Origin of the sequence: Halomonas huangheensis, from assembly GCF_001431725.1 — a bacterium.
GTDB lineage: Bacteria > Pseudomonadota > Gammaproteobacteria > Pseudomonadales > Halomonadaceae > Halomonas > Halomonas huangheensis.
This window is the reverse complement of record NZ_CP013106.1, coordinates 3123134-3140717: the sequence shown is the minus strand read 5'-3', so window position 1 is coordinate 3140717 and position 17584 is coordinate 3123134. Positions and strand designations below refer to the sequence as shown.

Here is a 17584-nt window from a genome sequence, read left to right as displayed (position 1 = left end):
GCTAGACGATATCCAGCGGTGGTTTGTGGGGCGGTAGTGGATAAAGTCGTTCCAACCGGGAGAGCGTTTCATCGTCGAGCTGGATCTCCAGCGCCGCAGCGTTGTCACCAACATGCGCCGGATGGGATGCCTTGGGAATCGCCATGACATCGCGTTGTGCGCCGGGCGCATGAATGCACCAGGCAAGCAGCAATTGGGCTGGTGAAATGTTCAGGTCCGCGGCAATCTCGATGACGGCTGGGTCATGGAGAGGATCGGCTCCCCAGGCGCCGGCCTGAGCGAGCGGACAGTAGGCCATTACCGGCATATGCTGCTGACGCATCCAGGGTAACAGTTCCACCTCGATACCACGTGAAGCCAGGTGATACAGCACCTGGTTGACCGCGCAGTGCTGCCCACCATCGAGCGAATGTAGGGTCTGGAGTTCATCGATATCGAAATTGGAGACCCCAAAACGACGAATCTTGCCGGATGTCGTCAGTCGCTCGAAGGCTTCGAGGGTTTCGTCGAGAGGAATGCTGCCCGGCCAATGCAGTAGATACAGGTCAATATGGTCCGTCGCCATGCGCTTGAGACTGGCTTCGCAGGCTCGAATCGCACTATCGCGTCCGGCATTCCATGGGTAGCACTTGGAGACCAGAAAGGCCTCGTCGCGTCGCCCCTTGAGTGCCTCACCGACCACTTCCTCGGCACCACCGTCGGCATACATCTCGGCACTATCGATGACTTTCAGGCCCAGTTCCAGGCCGTGCTGCAGCGCCTGCACTTCCTGCTGTCGCGAAACGTGTCCTTCGCCCATATGCCAGGTGCCCTGGCCAATGGCAGGCAGTTGTTGCGGACCGATGCTCACGTAGGGAATTGCCATCGCAGCCTCAATTTTCGGAAAATGTTTCCATAACTATGGCAGTAGAGTTAGGCTGAGGCAAACCGTAACTCGACAGTCGTGCTGATAAGTCGCATGCTGAATACCGCTGCCATGGTGATCACCACCATGGCGCCCAATACCCATCCAGAGGAGTCGACGATGAGCATCACCAACACCGCAAGTGCGCAGTGGAAAGGGGGTCTCAAGACCGGCAAGGGCGTGGTTTCCACGGCCAGCGACGCACTCAATGATGTGCCCTATGACTTCAAGCAACGCTTCGAGGGACAGGCGGGTACCAATCCTGAAGAGCTGATTGGCGCAGCCCATGCCAGCTGTTTCTCCATGGCGTTGTCGATGATTCTGGGCGAATCGAAACTCGAGGCAGAGTCGATTGATACTGAAGCTCAAGTGAGCCTGGAGGAGGTCGATGGTGGATTCGCCATTACTCGCATTCACTTGACCACGCGAGCTAGCATCCCCGGAGCCGATGATGCTGCCTTCCAGGAGGCGGCGGCGAAAGCCAAGGCTGGTTGCCCAATTTCCAAGCTGTTCAATGCCGAAATCAGTCTGGACGCCAGTCTTGTCTGACGCCTGAAAATGTTTGCGGCAGGCACTGTTTAAAAACCCAAGCTGGTCGCTTTCGTTGGTTACGCTCAACGTCCACCGCGGATATCCGTACGGTGGACGTTGTCGTTCATGGCGCTGGCCCGTTGTTCGGCATGGCGCTTGGCGGTAGCGATCATTGAACGTATGAGGCGTTGTTGCGGCCGGTTGAAGATCAGAAATTCCGGGTGCCACTGGACGCCAATCAGAAAATCATGCTGCTGCGACTCGATGGCCTGAACGAGACCATCTCGGTCTCGTGCTACGATTCGAATGCCATCCCCGGTCGCCTGTACTGCCTGGTGGTGCAGACTGTTGATGCGACACCAGCTTACCCGCAGGATCTCGTGCAACTGACTACCGGGGCTGATATCAACAGTCTTGCGCGGTAGCACAGTACGTCGTCGCTTGAGGCCTGCGTTACTCTGGTAGATATCGCTGTCGAGGGTGCCACCCAGGTAGACATTGATCAGTTGGGCTCCGCGGCAGATTCCCAGCACAGGGGTACCACGCGGGATTTGCTGGCGCAGCAGCGCCAGTTCCAATTCATCGCGCTGTGGGTCAACACGTACATCCAACTGAACTTCGCCACCGTATAGGTGTGCCTGGAGGTCATCTCCGCCGCCGATGATCAAACCGTCGAGCCTGTCCGGCCAGGGGCGTGAAGGAGACAAGCGTAGCGGGCGTCCACCATGTCGCCAGACGGCCAGCCAATCGAAAGCCCAGGCAATCAGGCTCTTGTGATCCGAGGTCGAGATGCCGATCAGAGGGCGTTGAGGCATCAGCGACGAACTCCCGGCATCAGGTTGAGAAGAGGTTGCCACCACCGGGGTTGGGCATGACGAGCATGGTATTCCGCCATGCGTTCGGCGAGTGTGTCGGGCGTGCAGGCAAGCCATTCGACTTCGAGCCAGCGGTTCCATTCGCTGACCACTCCCCACTCGGGATCTGAAAGCTGGGCATTGGGCAGGCGATAGTGGAAGGTTGGGCGTGCCTGAACCAGTCCGCCCTGCAATAGCGGATGTGGGTGATTCGGGCGCAGCCAGGCAAAGAGTGGCAACAGATCGAGATCACGATTACGGGTGGCGTTGTCGGCGAGGTAATCGTCGATCAGCGAATCCAGGTCGGGGGCATAGTGTTCGTCGCAGACCTTCAGGCAGTATTTCTGATGGAAGGGGTTGGCATGCGGCAGGAACTCCCGAGTGATATCCACCCGGATCTGTTCGCGTATCCAGTCGGCGGATAGTAGCCAAGCGCGTAGGTAGCGAAGAATGGTTGCCTCATCCAGGGCGGGCAGTTCCGGATTGAGATGCAGGCCAAAGCCATACAGCAGGCTGGCATCCGTACCCTTGGCACCGTGGTGGCGCAGTTCATCGATCAAACGATCCAACTCGCCGAGCTGATCCCAGGGGATGGGCGGGCAGACGATCTCGGTGGGGACTACACCGGTCACAACATCGCCAAGCAATTCACGGTAGGCTTTATCGAGGTCATGCTTGAGGCGGCGCCAGTCACTGTCTTCCGGCTCATTGGCATTGCTTTCTGGATGCACGTACTGTGAATCCAGCTCGATGCCGAAGTCTCCCCATTTCGTGTCCTTCAATTTGATGCGATGGGCACTGAGGTGTTCAAGTCTGCCGCCGAACAGGGACTGAGCAAGCCTGGCAGTGTCCAGAGGCAGCAGGCCAGCGAACTCCAGCTCGACGCCAACCTTACGAGGTTGGCCTTCGGGGTTCAGTGTTTCGGGGGGCGGCTGTGCAGGCCTATGCATGAGAGCCTCCTGATATGGTGGTTCGCAAGTTGCCATGAAATCTGGCGTTCCAGGGCTCGGTGCACTTGCGCGAGACCAAACTATGACAGTCATGATCGGCAGCCTATCATAGGAGGCCTTTATTCCATGGCAGTGATGCTTGATAACCAGGGACAGGAGTTCGAATGACCTGTGGGCGCAGCGGCTTTAGTGTTTTGATTCAAGCGCTTTGTATGGTTGTGCTGATGCTGTTGGTGATTGTGCCCAATCAGGCGTCGGCACAGGCCGGCGCCTTGAGCATGCTCAATGGTGGCAGTCAGACATCCGAGCCAGCTGCGTCCCGTGATGAGGTGAAGCGCTCGCTGGATACATTGATCCAGACGCTCGAGAATGACGCTACCCGCAAGGAGCTGGTCGATAACCTCAAGGTATTGCGTGATGGCGAGGAGGCGGCTGCCGACACCTCGGACAGCTCCCAGGGGTTGCTCGGCGCGCTAGCCGATACCTTCACCGAGTTGGGCGAGCAGGCCGAAGGTGCCAGTTCTCCGGTAGGACGCTGGAAAAGCAGGCTGTTGCAGGGCTGGCAGGATGTCATCTCGATGCTGAGTGACACCGATTATCGGCAGTTGGCGCAGTTTTCCGTGGAGTTCAGCGTTCAATTGGTGATCTGGGGTGGGCTGGTGATCATCCTGGTGGCATTGGGCCGTCTGATTGCAGTGCGGCGAGGCTGGCCGATGGACCTGCCGCGCGATCCCAAGGCCTGGTTGTTGGCAGTGCACTTTCTGCGCCGTATGTTGCCCTGGGTATTGGCTTTCCTTGCCGTGCTCGGCATCACTCAGGTGGTGCCACAGAGCCCGGGTCGAACCTGCGTCGCCATCATCGCCTATGCCTCTCTCTGTGGTCGCACGCTGTCGGTGGTGGTGGAAACGGTGATTTCGGTCTTCACCAGTGGGCATCGTTACACGGCAGTGCGCATCATGCAGCATCAGGCATTACGCCCACTGTTCGTGATCGGCGCACTGGTGGCGTTGGGAGATGCCTTCCGTACCGAGCGGATGCTGGGCATGTTGGGCTTTGATCTGGCAGCGCTGGCCTCTGTGATGGCCAATATGCTCGCTGCGTTGTTCACCATTCGCTTCATTCTGCGCTTCCAGCGGCCGATCAAGCACCTGATTCGCAACCGTCCCTATTCCATGCGCGGTGACTCCACCACGAGTGCTACCGAGATCATTCGGGTCGTTGGGCGGCTTTGGCATATTCCGGCGCTGCTGATGGTTTGTGGTTCTCTGTTGGCGATCTTCATCACTGGCGGAGACGTGGGCGCAGCGCTGGCGCGTTCGATCGTCAACGCCGGTCTGCTGGTGTTGACGCTGGTGATGACGGCTTTACTGCGGCGGCAGAAGGAACGTCATGATCAGGGGCGCGGTCATTATCGGCATCACAGCGAATATCGTCGACGCCTCGAGCGCTTTGGCTACACCCTTGCACATGTGCTGGCGTGGCTGGTCTTCGCCGAGCTCTCCCTACAGGTGTGGGGTGCATCGTTGGTAGGACTGGGGCAGGAAGGCGTGGCCAGTGTGCGTATTGGCCAGGCGATACTCGGCATAGCCTTTACGGTGTTGCTGGCGTGGCTAGCGTGGATATTTGCCGATACGGCGATTCAGCGTGGGTTGACGTCTTCGGCGCGCTCTCGCGGCCGGCGCGTCAACCAGGCTCGTGCTCAGACCATCACGCCGATGATCCGCAATGTGATCTTCGCCACTATTGTGATCATCGCCTCGATCGTTGGGCTGGCCAACCTCGGTGTCAACGTCACGCCGCTGCTTGCCGGTGCCGGTGTCATCGGTCTGGCGATTGGTTTCGGCGCCCAGACACTTGTCCAGGATCTGATTACCGGCATCTTCATCCTGATCGAGGATTCGCTGGCGGTGGATGATTTCGTCAAGATCAACGGCCACATGGGCACCGTCGAGGGGCTGACATTGCGTACCGTACGCCTGCGTGACCTCGATGGCATCGTGCATATCCTGACCTTCTCGCGCATTGAGTCGATCCATAACATGTCACGACAGTTCGGCATTGCACTGATGAAGATCCGCATCCCCGTTGACATGAAGATCGATGATGCCACCAGCCTGATGCAGGAGACGGCTCGAGAACTGCGTCAGGATCCGATGATGCGCCACCACATCTGGTCGCCGCTGGAAATGCAGGGCATCGACCGCTTCGAGGATGGCTGCGCGATTCTACGTATGCGTTTCCGCACGTCACCGGAGATGCAGTGGGACGTGTCGCGTGCCTTCAACATGATGCTCAAGCAGCGTATGGAAGAGATGGGCGTCCATCTGGGCGCGCCACGCTTGAGTGTCAGTATGGAAGGTCTGGGGGGAGGCCGTCTCGATGGCACCTCTGGTCCCGGTCAGCCTGACCATCAGCGCGAGTCGAGCAAGCCGCAGCAGCAGCCTGTTGCCGATCAACGTCGGGCCTCTCCCGATCCCATGTAGCGAAGCGCAATAGCCGGTCATCGAGGCTCACTACGAGTCAGCCTGGATGATCGGCTCTTGATCAGCTTATCCCTGGTGCATGGCGGAACCCCGGCCGAGGTTCTCGGGGCCGAAGGAGTCGGGTAGTAGTTGATCCATGCTGTAGCGCTTGAGCAGCTGTCCCTGGGCGTCAACCACGCGAATGATGGTGTCCGGGGTGGCGAACTCACGCAGGCGCTGGCGACAATCGCCGCAGGGCGTGCACAAGTGTTCGCCAGGGCCGATCACATAGACTTCCCGTAGCTGGCGTTCACCGGCACTGATCATGGCGGCAATCGCCGATGCCTCAGCGCATAGCCCCTTGTAGTGGGCAACCTCGACGTTGGCGCCGACAAACTGCTGGCCGGATTCGCTGATCAGCAGGGCACCGACGGGGTGATCGGAGTAAGGTACGTAGGCGCGCCCACGCACCTTCACCAGAGCATCGATGATCTGCTCATCAATGGTCTCGTGGTTGGCTGATTCACTCATGCTGGATTCCTCATCGCTGCATCGTCGCGCAGCATCGCTTCCAGCGCGATCTTCATCATCTCGTCAAACGTGGTGGCACGGTCATCGCTGGACAGTGAGTCACCATTCACGATGTGGTCAGAGACGGTACAGATGGTCATCGCTCGTGCGCCGAACTCGGCGGCGACGCCATACAGACCCGCGGCTTCCATCTCGACACCGACGATGCCGTAATCACGCATGGTTTCCACCAACGCCGGGTCCGGGTGATAGAAGAGGTCAGCGGAGAAGATGTTGCCGACCTTGACCGCAACACCCAACTCGGCGGCGGCATCGACGCTGTGGCGGGTCAGTTCGAAGTCGGCGATGGCGGCGAAATCGAGACCGCGAAAGCGAGAGCGGTTGACGCTGGAGTCGGTGCTGGCGCCGAGGCCAATCACCACATCACGAACCTTGACGTCGTCGCGCACGGCTCCGCAGGAACCTACACGAACCAGTCTCTTTGCACCGAACTCGGTGATCAGCTCCTTGGCGTAGATGGAGACTGAGGGAATGCCCATGCCGTGGCCCATTACCGAAATCTCGCGACCACGATAGGTGCCGGTATAGCCGTACATGTTGCGCACGTCATTGACCAGCCGCGCATCTTCGAGAAAGGTGTCGGCAATGTAGCGAGCGCGCAGGGGATCACCCGGCATCAGCACGGTATCGGCAAAATCGCCACGTTCTGCCTTGATATGGGGAGTAGCCATCAGCGTCTCCTGTCAGTGAGTGGCGGGCATGAAGCTCACGCCGTCGTCCATGGGGTCGAGGTGGAAGTAACTGGCCAGTGACTGGCCGATATCGGCAAAGCTGCTGCGTTCACCGAGGGATTGCGTAGCGGGGTTGGCACCGAGCCCGGCACCACGTGCCAATACCGGAATGTACTCTCGGGTGTGGTCGGTACCGTGCCAGCTTGGGTCGCAGCCGTGGTCAGCGGTGATCACCAATAGATCATCGGCTCGCAGGCGTTGCAGCAGTTCCGGCAGTCGCGTGTCAAAGGCCTCGAGAGCGGCGGCGTACCCGGCGACATCGCGACGATGACCATAGATCATGTCGAAGTCGACGAAGTTGGTCATGATCAACTGGCGTTCAGCGTCTTCATCCATGGCCGTCAGGGTGGCATCCATCAGCGCATCGTGGCCCGAGGCCTTGATCAGCCGCGAGATGCCGCAGTGGGCGTAGATGTCGGCAATCTTGCCAATCGCGACCACTTCACCGCCCGCTTCGGTCAGCTTCTGCAAAACCGTGGGTGAGGGCGGCTCGACGCTGTAGTCGCGACGGTTACCAGTGCGCTGAAAATCGTTGGAATCGTTGCCGACAAACGGCCGCGCAATCACGCGGCCGATATTATAGGGCTCGAGCAGGCGGCGAGCGGTCTCGCATAGTTTCAGCAGGCGCTCGAGGCCGAAGGTTTCCTCGTGAGCGGCGATCTGGAACACGCTATCCGCAGAGGTATAGACGATAGGCTTGCCGCTACGGCAATGCTCTTCGCCGAGACGCGCGATGATCTCGGTTCCTGAAGCATGACAATTGCCGAGTACACCGGGTAGCTCGGCTTCATTGATCAGCGCCTCCAGCAATTCCTCAGGAAAGCTGTTCTCGAGAGCTTCGAAATATCCCCAGTCGAAGCGTACCGGCACACCGGCGATCTCCCAATGGCCGGACGGAGTGTCCTTGCCGGAGGAGACTTCACGTGCATAGCCCCAGGCACTATCGATCTCTCCGAGCTCGATGCCGGCAGCTGAATGGCCAGTGGCCGCCTGATGCGCGTGAAACAATCCGAGGCGCGCCAGGTTGGGCAGGTGCAGGGAACCCTGGCGTCCACGATCATCTGCCTGACCGTTGGCACAGGCCGCTGCGATATGGCCCAGAGTATCGGAGCCTGCGTCCCCAAACTGCTCGGCATCCGGTGCGGCACCGATGCCGAAGGAATCCATCACCACTACGATAGCGCGTGTCATGTGCGGTCTCCTGTATCGCCGGGTGTGTGGTGGGTGTTTCGAGAAGGGTCTTGAAGCAGGTCATGCACCAGCGGCGGGACTTCGGCGGATTCACCAATCGTGAAGCAGTCGGCCAGCTGTTCGGCGACGCGTTCGGCATCTTCTGCATTGGCGGCGTGAATGCGGGCCAGCGGCGTGTGCCGATCGACTCTGCTACCGAGAGTGGCAATGCTGTCGAGTCCTACTCGATGATCGATGCTGTCGGAGGCGCGTCGGCGTCCTCCGCCCAGCGCGACCACTGCCATGCCGAGCGACTTGACGTCCTGGGCAGCGACGATACCGTCGTGAGCCGCGTAGACGTCACGTACTACTGGAGCTTCGGCAAGATACCGTTCGGGATTATCGAGCAGATCACTGGGGCCTCCCAGGCCGGCAACCATTCCGGCAAAGCGCTCGGCCACCCGGCCGGAATCGAGCGCATGATCGAGTCTGCGGCGAGCCTCGTCAGCGCCTTCCGCCAGTCGTCCGGCAACCAGCGCTTCGACGGCCAGAGTGCGGGTCAGTTCCAGCAGTCGTCCGCCGCGCCTTTTGCCGGTCATGATGTCCAGGCATTCTCGAACCTCTACTGCGTTACCAGCACTGTTGGCCAGGCACTGGTTCATGTCGGTCAGTAGTGCGGTGGTGGGTGTGCCTGCACGGCGAGCCACTTCGGCAATGGTCATCGCCAACTGGCGGGTTTCGTCATCGTTGGCGAGGAAGGCGCCATTGCCGATCTTGACGTCCATCACCAGCGCATCGAGGTTCTCGGCCAGCTTCTTGCCGAGAATCGAGGCCACGATCAGCGGCAGTGAAGCGACGGTGGCGGTGACATCGCGCACCGCGTAGAGGCGCTTGTCGGCCGGAGCGAGGTTGCCACTCTGACCGATAATGGTCACTCCGGTATCGCGCAGCAGGCGCTCGAAAGTCGCGTGATCAGGCGTAACGTTGTAACCGGGAATCGCCTCGAGCTTGTCCAGAGTACCGCCGGTATGCCCCAGGCCACGCCCCGAGATCATCGGCACATGGGCGCCGCAGGCCGCCAGCCAGGGGCCGAGAACCAACGACACTGGATCGCCGACACCGCCGGTCGAGTGCTTGTCGAGGACCGGGCCGGGCAGGTCGAGGGCGCGATAGTCGAGCACATGGCCCGAATCGCGGGTGGCCTCAGTGAGCGCCACGGTCTCGTCGAGGTTCATGTCGCGGAGATAGACGGCCATGGTAAAGGCGCCGATCTGTTCATCGCCGACCTGGTCGCTTGCGATCGCCATGACGAACTCGCGAATCATGGCACTATCCAGCGTCTGTCCGTCACGCTTGGCGGCGAGAATATCCTGAATCAGCATCAGTAGCCTCCTGCGTTGCCTCCATTATCGACACCCTTGCTATCAATACCCACGCCAAGTGTCATCAGCAGATTGTCGAGCAAACCTGATGCGCCGAAGCGGAAGGTCTTCGGAGACACCCAGTTGGCACCCATGATCTCGTTGGCGAGGTCGAGATAGATCGCGGCATCCTCGGCAGTGCGCACGCCGCCGGCTGCCTTGAAGCCGACCGGACGACCACTATCGCGAATGACTTCGAGCATTATGCGTGCCGCTTCCGGTGTTGCGTTGACCGGCACCTTGCCGGTGGAAGTCTTGATGAAGTCGGCGCCGCCGGCGATGGCCAGTTCCGAAGCGCGGCGGATCAATGCCGGATCCTTGAGCTCGCCACTTTCAATGATCACCTTGAGCAGACGGTCGCCGCAGGCAGCTCTGCACATCTCGACAAGGTCACGGCCAACGTTTTCATCGCCTGCCAGCAATGCGCGCCATGGGAAAACCACGTCGACTTCATCGGCGCCACTTGCGACTGCTTCACGGGACTCGCGTGCAGCGGCCATGGGGTCGTCGTTGCCTGCCGGGAAGTTGGTAACAGTAGCGATCTTGATCTTGCCGTTGAGCTGATGAGCCACCAGCGCGCGGTGCGCAGTGACCACAAACTGCGGATAGATGCAGATCGCCGCCGGTGAGCCGGCAGGTGTCTTGGCTCGCTGGCACAGCGCTTCGATAACGGCGTCGGTGTCATTATCGTTGAGGCTGGTGAGGTCCATCAGCGCCAGTGCCTGGCGAGCGATATAAGTGAGATCTGTCATTTCAGGGCTCCAGCATGAGTCATGTTCGGGACTCTAGAAATAGTCATGTTCGGGACTCTAGAAATAGTCACGTTCGGGACTCTAGAGATAGTCATGTTCGGGACTCTAGAAATAGTCATGTTCGGGACTCTAGAAATAGTCACGTTCGGGACTCTAGAGATAGTCGTGTTCGGGACTTGTGAAATAGTCATGTTCGGGACTCTGGAAGCAGCCGCACGTAGACCGGAAACGGTCGTGCTCGAGACTCTGCAACAGGCCCGATCTGGACTCGGTAACACATCTGTTTTGAAACCTTGAACACGTGGCTCTGGGTGGCCAACCGGGCCGCCTGGTAGCGGCCCAGCTGGGCGAGTAGAGGCCGGATCAGGCTCCGAGGGCGATGAAGAAGCCGGCAATAGAAGCTGACATCAGGTTGGAAAGGGTGCCGGCCAATACCGCTCGCATGCCGAAACGGGCAATGTCGTGGCGACGACTGGGGGCAATACCACCAAGCCCACCCAGCAGAATGGCAATCGACGACAGGTTGGCAAAACCACAGAGTGCAAAGGACAGGATAGCTGCTGTGTGCGCGCTCATCGCCTGGCCGGTAGCCTCGACGACCTGACTGCCATCGATGTAGGGCGCCAGATTGATGAAGGCGACGAATTCATTGACGACCAGCTTCTGACCGATGAAAGAGCCGGCGATATTGGCTTCTTCCCAAGGCACACCAAGCAGGAAGGCCAACGGCGAGAACACCCAGCCCAGAATCATCTCGAGACTCAGGTCTTCGAAGCCGAACCAGCCACCAATACCGCCGAGAACGCCATTCAACATCGCAATCAAGGCGATGAAGGCCAGCAGCATAGCGCCGACATTGGCCGCGAGTTGCAGGCCGGACGAAGCGCCGGAGCAGGCCGCATCGATGACATTGACCGGCTTGTCGCCCTCCTCAGTGGTGTCCTGGGTACGCTCGTCGCTATCAGGGTCCTCGCTGGTCTCCGGCATGATCAGTTTGGCGAACAACAGGCCACCCGGTGCTGCCATGAAGGACGCCGCGACCAGGTATTCCATGGGAATGCCCAGTGAGGCATAACCGGCCAGCACCGAGCCAGCCACTGAGGCCAGTCCGCCACACATCACCGCAAACAACTGCGAGTCGGTCATCCGCGCGATATAGGGGCGGACCACCAGCGGTGCCTCGGTCTGACCGACGAAGATATTGGCGGTTGCCGAAAGTGACTCGGTACGCGAAGTACCCAGCACCTTCTGCAGAGCGCCGCCCAACAGGCGCACCACCCATTGCATGATGCCCAGGTAGTAGAGCACCGCGGTGAGCGACGAGAAGAAGATGATGATCGGCAGTACCTTGATCGCAAACACGAAGCCGATGTTCTCGGTATTGGCCAGATTGCCGAACAGGAAGTCGATACCATCGTTACCATAGACCAGCACCTGGCTGACGGCGTCGGAAACGGTCTTGAGGAGATCCTGGCCGAAGGGCACATAGAGGACAAAGGCACCGAGCCCCGCCTGAATGATAAAGGCACCGAGTACGGTACGCAGGCGAATGGATCTACGGTTGTAGGAGAACAGGATGGCAATGGCAACCAGCGTTGCCATACCCACCAGACTCATCAGGAGTGTCATAGTCCCTTCGCCTCACAGGAAGTTGAACTTTAGAGAGTAGATCATGGCGTTCTGGTACTGATTGGGTGTGCCGAGCTTGTTGTCGGAATAGCGATACTGCACACCAGTGGTGATCGCAGGGTGCGGATGCCACCACAGTGCCACGGCGCCATTGGTGCCGATGCTGCCCGCCTTGTCGCCGACATAGTTCTGCTCGAGATAGTCGTCGTCACGCTCGAAGGTCTGCTCATGCCAGTTGGTCAGGCTGAAGGACTGATCGAAGGCTTTGAAGTCATAGCCGGCTACCCAGCCCAGCATTGCGCCGTTCATGCCGGTGTAGCCGTCACTCTGGACGCGTGCGGCACCGATGAACGGTTTTACCCACAGGCCGTTGTCGAAGGTGTGGCGATATCCAAAGCCGAGAATCTGGTCCTGTTCACGCGAGTTATAGCCGTAGTCGCGAAAATCGTAGACATGCAGATACACCGAGAAGGGGGTGTCACCCAGGTAGAGGTGGGAGGTCACCTTACCCGCGGTACGGAAGTTATCCTGACCGTTACTGTCTTCGTCGAAGTGATCATGGCCCGGGTTCTCGATGTCGAAGAAACCGTAGAACTCGCCCCAGGAGTAGCCGGCGCCACCTTCCAGCTCGAGATAATAGAAATCACTCTTGGCCGCGTTGTTCGCGGTACGTGCTTCAGTGCCGCTAGACCAGTCCAGATAGTTGACCGATGCGTTGGCGAAAGACCACTGAGGGCCTTCGGCCTGGGCAGTGGAAGAGAAGGTCGCAACAGCCAGAGTGGCTGCTGCAAGGGCGGTGGGTGCGTAACGCGACATGTGTGAGTACTCGTATTGATGCCTGATTGTTGTTGAATGGCGATGATTCCCTCTGGAAACACAGACGCCAGGCGGCACTTGATTCTGGCCGCCGGTCGATGATCACGGCATGACTTGCCTCATGTACCACTCGGGGGCTCCCACGCCGAGTAGTCGATCATTGGTCCAGGCCACGTGGCATCGGTGCTTCCTCGTATGGAATGATGCTAACACATAATGTTATTTTTTTAACATTGTGCTGGGCCGTGTCCCCGGAAGCTGGAGTATTGGCTGGCCATGGTTATCAGGGCATGGTTATCAGGGCATGGTTATCAGGGCATGCTTATCAGGACATGCTTATTGAATCTGGCGAATTGGACTTGGGGAAACGCTGATCAATTTATCGTTTCCCGCTGGTGCCGGGATGCACCAGGCGTTTTCGATGCTTGCTTGTCTTCTGACGGTTGCAAGCCACTGAAAATGGGAGTCAGCCCAGCACTTGTTGTGGGCTGACGTCGCTGAATAATCAGGGCCGTGGGGGAAGAAAGAGTGAGTGGAGTACTTCTACGATGAACCAACGCAGTGCCGAGCGACAGGAGCGACTTCTTCAGGCCCTTTCCGGGGGAGGAAGCTTGCGTTTGGCTGATGCTGCCATGCTGTGCGGCGTTTCGGAGATGACCCTGCGGCGTGATATCTCATCCCACGAAAGTCCCTTGATGTTGATGGGCGGACATCTCGTGCGGCGCGATGACCCTCAGTTCCAACCGATCTACGATCTTCAGCAGCAGCAGGGCAAGCGCATCGAGATCAAACGGGAGCTGTGTCGCAGCGCGGCAACCTTTATCGAGGATGGCGATACGCTGTTCATTGATTGTGGTACGTCACTGATGCCGATGGTTTCAGAGCTGGCGGCGTGGCGCGATTTGACCGTGGTTACCTACGCGCTCAATGTGGCGCAGGCGGTCAGCAAGCTGGATGGCGTGCGGTTGATACTACTGGGAGGGTTGTATCAGTCGGTATCACAGTCGTTTGAAGGTGAGGATATCGCCAGGCAGATTCGAGCGCTGGGCATCAATCGCGCCTTTATCAGTGCGGCTGGAGTGCACCTCGATCGAGGCCTGAGCTGTTTTCACTTCCATGAAGTGGCGCCCAAGCAAGCCGCACTGGAAACAGCCGCGCAGCGCATTCTGGTCTTCGATGACAGTAAGTGGGCGACCTTGCGTTCTGCATTCTATGGCAGCCTTGATGACATCGATGTTGTAGTCACTCATGGGCGTGCCTATCAGGAACTGAGGGGGCGTGGTCCGAGTCGCCTGCGCCTTGCTGACATCAGGGTATAACCCGCTCGAACTGTCGAAACTCGGGGCCGGAGACAGAATGGTTCTGACTTCTGTGTTGCGGTGATGGTTCCAGGCGTACGGATTCCGCTACACTGCGCATGGCCAGGTCGGGGTCTTTCACTAATCTGCCACCCATGTCGAAGTGGCTGGATGCCCCGTCAGATGGCGGTTTGAGCAAGTTTTCGAATGCAGATCAAGTTTGGGTGCGACACCCCTGCGGCAAATCGTCGCTTCTCAAGACCTCGGTGCCTGCCGACAATACCGCCGGTCTCATTCCATAGCGTGTCCCTGCCATCGACGGCCCAGTCGACGGCTGAGCTCTCGTTGTGGCATGGGATTTTGCCATGGGTGCATAGGCGTTGGCGGGACCATCTCATACGAAGTGCTGAACGACGTAAGACATGGTCCCTGCGCTGAGGCTCCCAGGCTCGACACGAGAGCCGTTGCTCGTGAGCTCTGATATTCCGCCTCCTAGCCCGGACGAGGTTGTTACATGAGAAGAAATCCCTACCTGCGCGCGCTCGGCCTTGTGCTGATGCTGGCGCTGCCCCTGGTATTGGCGGGCTGTAGTTCAGCCTTGCTGGACCCGAAGGGGGAAATCGGTCAGGAGCAGCGCACCCTGATCCTCACCGCCTTCGGTCTGATGCAGATCGTGGTGGTGCCGGTGATTGTGCTGACTCTCGCGTTCGCCTGGCGTTATCGCAAGGGCAACAAGGACGCCACCTATGCGCCGGATTGGCACCATTCGACCAAGATCGAGGCGATCGTCTGGTTCATTCCCTGCGTCATCATTGTGTTCCTTGCACTGCTGACCTGGTATACGTCTCACAGTCTGGATCCTCACAAGCCGCTCAAGGCTGAAGAGGGGCAGAACGAGCCCATGGTCATCGAGGCCGTCTCGCTCGACTGGAAATGGCTGTTCATCTATCCCGAGCAGGGCATTGCCACCGTCAACGAACTGGCATTCCCTGAGGACACCCCGGTGCGCTTCCGCGTGACCTCCGGCTCGGTCATGAACTCCTTCTTCATTCCTGCGCTGGGCAGCCAGATCTACGCCATGGCAGGTATGGACAACGATGTTCACTTGATTGCCGATGAGCAGGGTGTGTATCGCGGTCGCTCCACCAATTACAGCGGTGCAGGCTTCGCTGACATGTACTTCGATGCTCATGTCGGGTCCGTGGAAGACTTCGATGCCTGGGTGGAGAAGGTGCGTGAATCGTCCGATACGCTGACATTCCCAGAGGGGTACTACGAACTGGCCGAGCCTACTGAAGGTCATTTCACCAAGTACTTCTCCGAAACATCCCCGACTCTCTACGAGAGCATCATCAAGAGCTTCCTTGCGGGCGGCGGTCACGCTGAGCAGGCGGCGAAATACGCCGACGCTTATACCGAAGGCTTCGGCCACGGCAAAGCAGCCGAGACTCACGGCGAGTCCATGAGCGCGGAGGCAGCGGAGTAATATCATGTTCGGAAAACTCAGTCTGGATGCGATTCCCTATCACGAGCCCATTCTGGTGGCGACTTTCCTCGCCATCGCTTTTGGTGGGCTTTGTGTGCTGGGCGCAGTTACCTACTTCAGAAAGTGGGGATATCTGTGGAGTGAGTGGTTGACCTCCATTGACCACAAGAAACTCGGCATCATGTACTTCATCGTCGCTCTGGTCATGCTGCTGCGTGGCTTCGCGGATGCGCTCATGATGCGTAGTCAGCAGGCTCTGGCCTCGGCTGGAGCTGAAGGCTTCCTGCCTCCCCATCACTACGATCAGATCTTCACCGCACATGGTGTGATCATGATCTTCTTTGTGGCAATGCCGATGGTCATCGGTCTGATGAACCTGGTGGTGCCGCTGCAGATCGGTGCACGTGACGTGGCCTTCCCGTTCCTCAACAACCTGAGTTTCTGGTTGTTCGTGGCGGGTGTTGTGCTGGTCAATATCTCGCTGTTCGTTGGTGAGTTCGCCACTACCGGTTGGTTGGCCTACGCGCCATTATCCGGGAAGGAGTACAGTCCCGGGGTCGGGGTGGATTACTGGATATGGGCGTTGCAGATATCGGGTATCGGCACGACGCTGACCGGTATCAACTTCTTCGTCACTATCCTGAAGATGCGCACCAAGGGCATGAAGCTGTTCCACATGCCGATCTTCACCTGGACGTCGCTGTGCGCCAACGTGCTGATCATCGCATCCTTCCCGATCCTGACCGCAACCATTGCGTTCCTGACTCTGGATCGCTATCTGGGAACACACTTCTTTACCACCGATATGGGTGGCAACATGATGATGTACGTCAACCTCATCTGGGCCTGGGGCCATCCTGAGGTGTACATCCTTATTCTGCCGGCCTTCGGCGTGTTCTCCGAGGTGATCGCAACCTTCGCGCGCAAGCGTCTGTTCGGTTACGGCACCATGGTCTGGGCGACAGTGGCAATTACCTTCCTGTCATTCATCGTCTGGTTGCACCACTTCTTCACCATGGGCGCCGGTGCCAACGTCAATGCCTTCTTCGGCATCATGACCATGATCATCGCCATCCCCACCGGGGTGAAGGTGTTCAACTGGCTGTTCACCATGTACCGCGGTCGTCTCGAGTTCAACGCTCCGGTACTGTGGACCATCGGCTTCATCATCACCTTCACTCTGGGTGGAATGACCGGTGTGATGCTGTCCGTACCGGCAGCCAACTTCGTACTGCACAACAGCCTGTTCGTTATCGCCCACTTCCATAACGTCATCATCGGCGGTGTGGTGTTCGGCATGATGGCGGGCCTGACCTACTGGTTCCCGAAGGCCTTCGGCTTCACGCTGGACGATAAGTGGGGCAGACGCTCCTTCTGGTGCTGGTTCATCGGCTTCTACATGGCCTTCATGCCGCTGTACGTGCTGAGCTTCTTCGGTGCGGTACGTCGCATGCAGTCCTACGAGAACGGTGACTGGCAGCCGCTGATGATCTTCGCATGGTGTGGTGCTGTGGTTATCCTCTGCGGTATCGCCTGCACCCTGATTCAAGTGTTCGTCAGTATCCGTGATCGCGAGAAGAACCAGGATGTCACTGGCGATCCCTGGGACGCTCGTACTCTCGAATGGGCGACCGCGTCTCCGCCCCAGTTCTACAACTTCGCTCACCTGCCTGAAGTCCACGAAGTGGATGCCTTCTGGGAGATGAAGCAGAAGAACGGCGGCAAGGCACCGAAGTCCAGTGTCCCGTACAAGGACATCCACATGCCGAAGAACACCTGGGAAGGCCCGGTGATGGGTGCGTTCGCTACCGTCCTTGGCTTTGCCCTGATCTGGCATATCTGGTGGCTGGCTATTGTCAGTGGTGTCGCGATCTTTGCCACTTTCATGGCGCGTATCTTCAACAATGATGTTGATTACTACGTGCCAGCAGCTGAGGTCGAGCGCATTGAGCGTGAAGTCCAGAAACGTGCGGAGATGCAGGCGTAATC

General features: G+C 58.7%; 15 protein-coding genes. 5 read left to right on the top strand and 10 right to left on the bottom strand.

The annotated features are described in order from the left end of the window. Nucleotide 1: 1 nt before the first annotated feature. Nucleotides 2-865 (bottom strand): aldo/keto reductase, encoded by an 864-nt coding sequence (locus AR456_RS13725; protein WP_021818800.1) that lies wholly within the window; start codon nucleotides 863-865, stop codon nucleotides 2-4. A 159-nt stretch (nucleotides 866-1024) separates the two neighbouring features. Between AR456_RS13725 and AR456_RS13720 the strand changes: the two genes are divergently transcribed. Beyond that, on the top strand, nucleotides 1025-1453 hold the full coding sequence (locus AR456_RS13720; protein WP_031207673.1) for an OsmC family protein: 429 nt from the start codon (nucleotides 1025-1027) through the stop codon (nucleotides 1451-1453). A 65-nt stretch (nucleotides 1454-1518) separates the two neighbouring features. Here the strand turns inward: AR456_RS13720 and AR456_RS13715 are convergent, their stop codons facing one another. Next, a complete protein-coding gene (locus AR456_RS13715; RefSeq protein WP_021818802.1) occupies nucleotides 1519-2250 on the bottom strand; it encodes a gamma-glutamyl-gamma-aminobutyrate hydrolase family protein in 732 nt (243 codons plus the stop codon). Further along, on the bottom strand, nucleotides 2250-3239 hold the full coding sequence (locus AR456_RS13710; protein WP_021818803.1) for an amidoligase family protein: 990 nt from the start codon (nucleotides 3237-3239) through the stop codon (nucleotides 2250-2252). Before AR456_RS13710 ends, AR456_RS13715 begins: the two co-directional genes overlap by 1 nt. A gap of 224 nt (nucleotides 3240-3463) precedes the next feature. On the opposite strand from AR456_RS13710, the gene AR456_RS13705 reads away from it, so the two are divergent. Continuing rightward, nucleotides 3464-5722 carry a mechanosensitive ion channel domain-containing protein gene (locus AR456_RS13705; protein ID WP_236995508.1) on the top strand — a complete coding sequence of 753 codons (2259 nt, stop codon included), beginning with the start codon at nucleotides 3464-3466 and terminating at the stop codon, nucleotides 5720-5722. Between the two features lie 66 nt (nucleotides 5723-5788). On the opposite strand, the gene cdd is transcribed toward AR456_RS13705, so the two are convergent. From cdd to AR456_RS13665, 7 genes are all read right to left on the bottom strand, one after another. Next, nucleotides 5789-6232 (bottom strand): cytidine deaminase, encoded by a 444-nt coding sequence (cdd, locus tag AR456_RS13700; RefSeq protein WP_021818805.1) that lies wholly within the window; start codon nucleotides 6230-6232, stop codon nucleotides 5789-5791. Next, a complete protein-coding gene (gene deoD, locus AR456_RS13695) occupies nucleotides 6229-6963 on the bottom strand; it encodes a purine-nucleoside phosphorylase (RefSeq protein ID WP_021818806.1) in 735 nt (244 codons plus the stop codon). The genes cdd and deoD overlap by 4 nt, the downstream gene beginning before the upstream one ends. A gap of 12 nt (nucleotides 6964-6975) precedes the next feature. Then, nucleotides 6976-8214 (bottom strand): phosphopentomutase, encoded by a 1239-nt coding sequence (locus tag AR456_RS13690; RefSeq protein WP_021818807.1) that lies wholly within the window; start codon nucleotides 8212-8214, stop codon nucleotides 6976-6978. Continuing rightward, nucleotides 8211-9575 (bottom strand): thymidine phosphorylase, encoded by a 1365-nt coding sequence (deoA, locus tag AR456_RS13685; protein ID WP_021818808.1) that lies wholly within the window; start codon nucleotides 9573-9575, stop codon nucleotides 8211-8213. Before deoA ends, AR456_RS13690 begins: the two co-directional genes overlap by 4 nt. Then, on the bottom strand, nucleotides 9575-10366 hold the full coding sequence (gene deoC, locus AR456_RS13680) for a deoxyribose-phosphate aldolase (RefSeq protein WP_021818809.1): 792 nt from the start codon (nucleotides 10364-10366) through the stop codon (nucleotides 9575-9577). The genes deoA and deoC overlap by 1 nt, the downstream gene beginning before the upstream one ends. A 363-nt stretch (nucleotides 10367-10729) precedes the next feature. Continuing rightward, on the bottom strand, nucleotides 10730-11995 hold the full coding sequence (locus AR456_RS13670; protein ID WP_021818811.1) for a NupC/NupG family nucleoside CNT transporter: 1266 nt from the start codon (nucleotides 11993-11995) through the stop codon (nucleotides 10730-10732). Between the two features lie 12 nt (nucleotides 11996-12007). Continuing rightward, nucleotides 12008-12811: an outer membrane protein OmpK gene (locus AR456_RS13665; protein WP_021818812.1), complete on the bottom strand. Its 804-nt coding sequence runs from the start codon at nucleotides 12809-12811 to the stop codon at nucleotides 12008-12010. A 548-nt stretch (nucleotides 12812-13359) separates the two neighbouring features. Between AR456_RS13665 and AR456_RS13660 the strand changes: the two genes are divergently transcribed. The 3 genes from AR456_RS13660 to cyoB all read left to right on the top strand — a co-directional run bounded on the left by AR456_RS13660 (nucleotide 13360) and on the right by cyoB (nucleotide 17582). Further along, on the top strand, nucleotides 13360-14130 hold the full coding sequence (locus AR456_RS13660) for a DeoR/GlpR family DNA-binding transcription regulator (protein ID WP_021818813.1): 771 nt from the start codon (nucleotides 13360-13362) through the stop codon (nucleotides 14128-14130). A 493-nt stretch (nucleotides 14131-14623) separates the two neighbouring features. After that, complete coding sequence (cyoA, locus tag AR456_RS13655) at nucleotides 14624-15595, top strand: ubiquinol oxidase subunit II (protein ID WP_021818814.1); 972 nt, start codon at nucleotides 14624-14626, stop codon at nucleotides 15593-15595. A 4-nt stretch (nucleotides 15596-15599) separates the two neighbouring features. Further along, on the top strand, nucleotides 15600-17582 hold the full coding sequence (gene cyoB / locus AR456_RS13650) for a cytochrome o ubiquinol oxidase subunit I (RefSeq protein WP_021818815.1): 1983 nt from the start codon (nucleotides 15600-15602) through the stop codon (nucleotides 17580-17582). The last annotated feature ends 2 nt before the right edge of the window (nucleotides 17583-17584 follow it).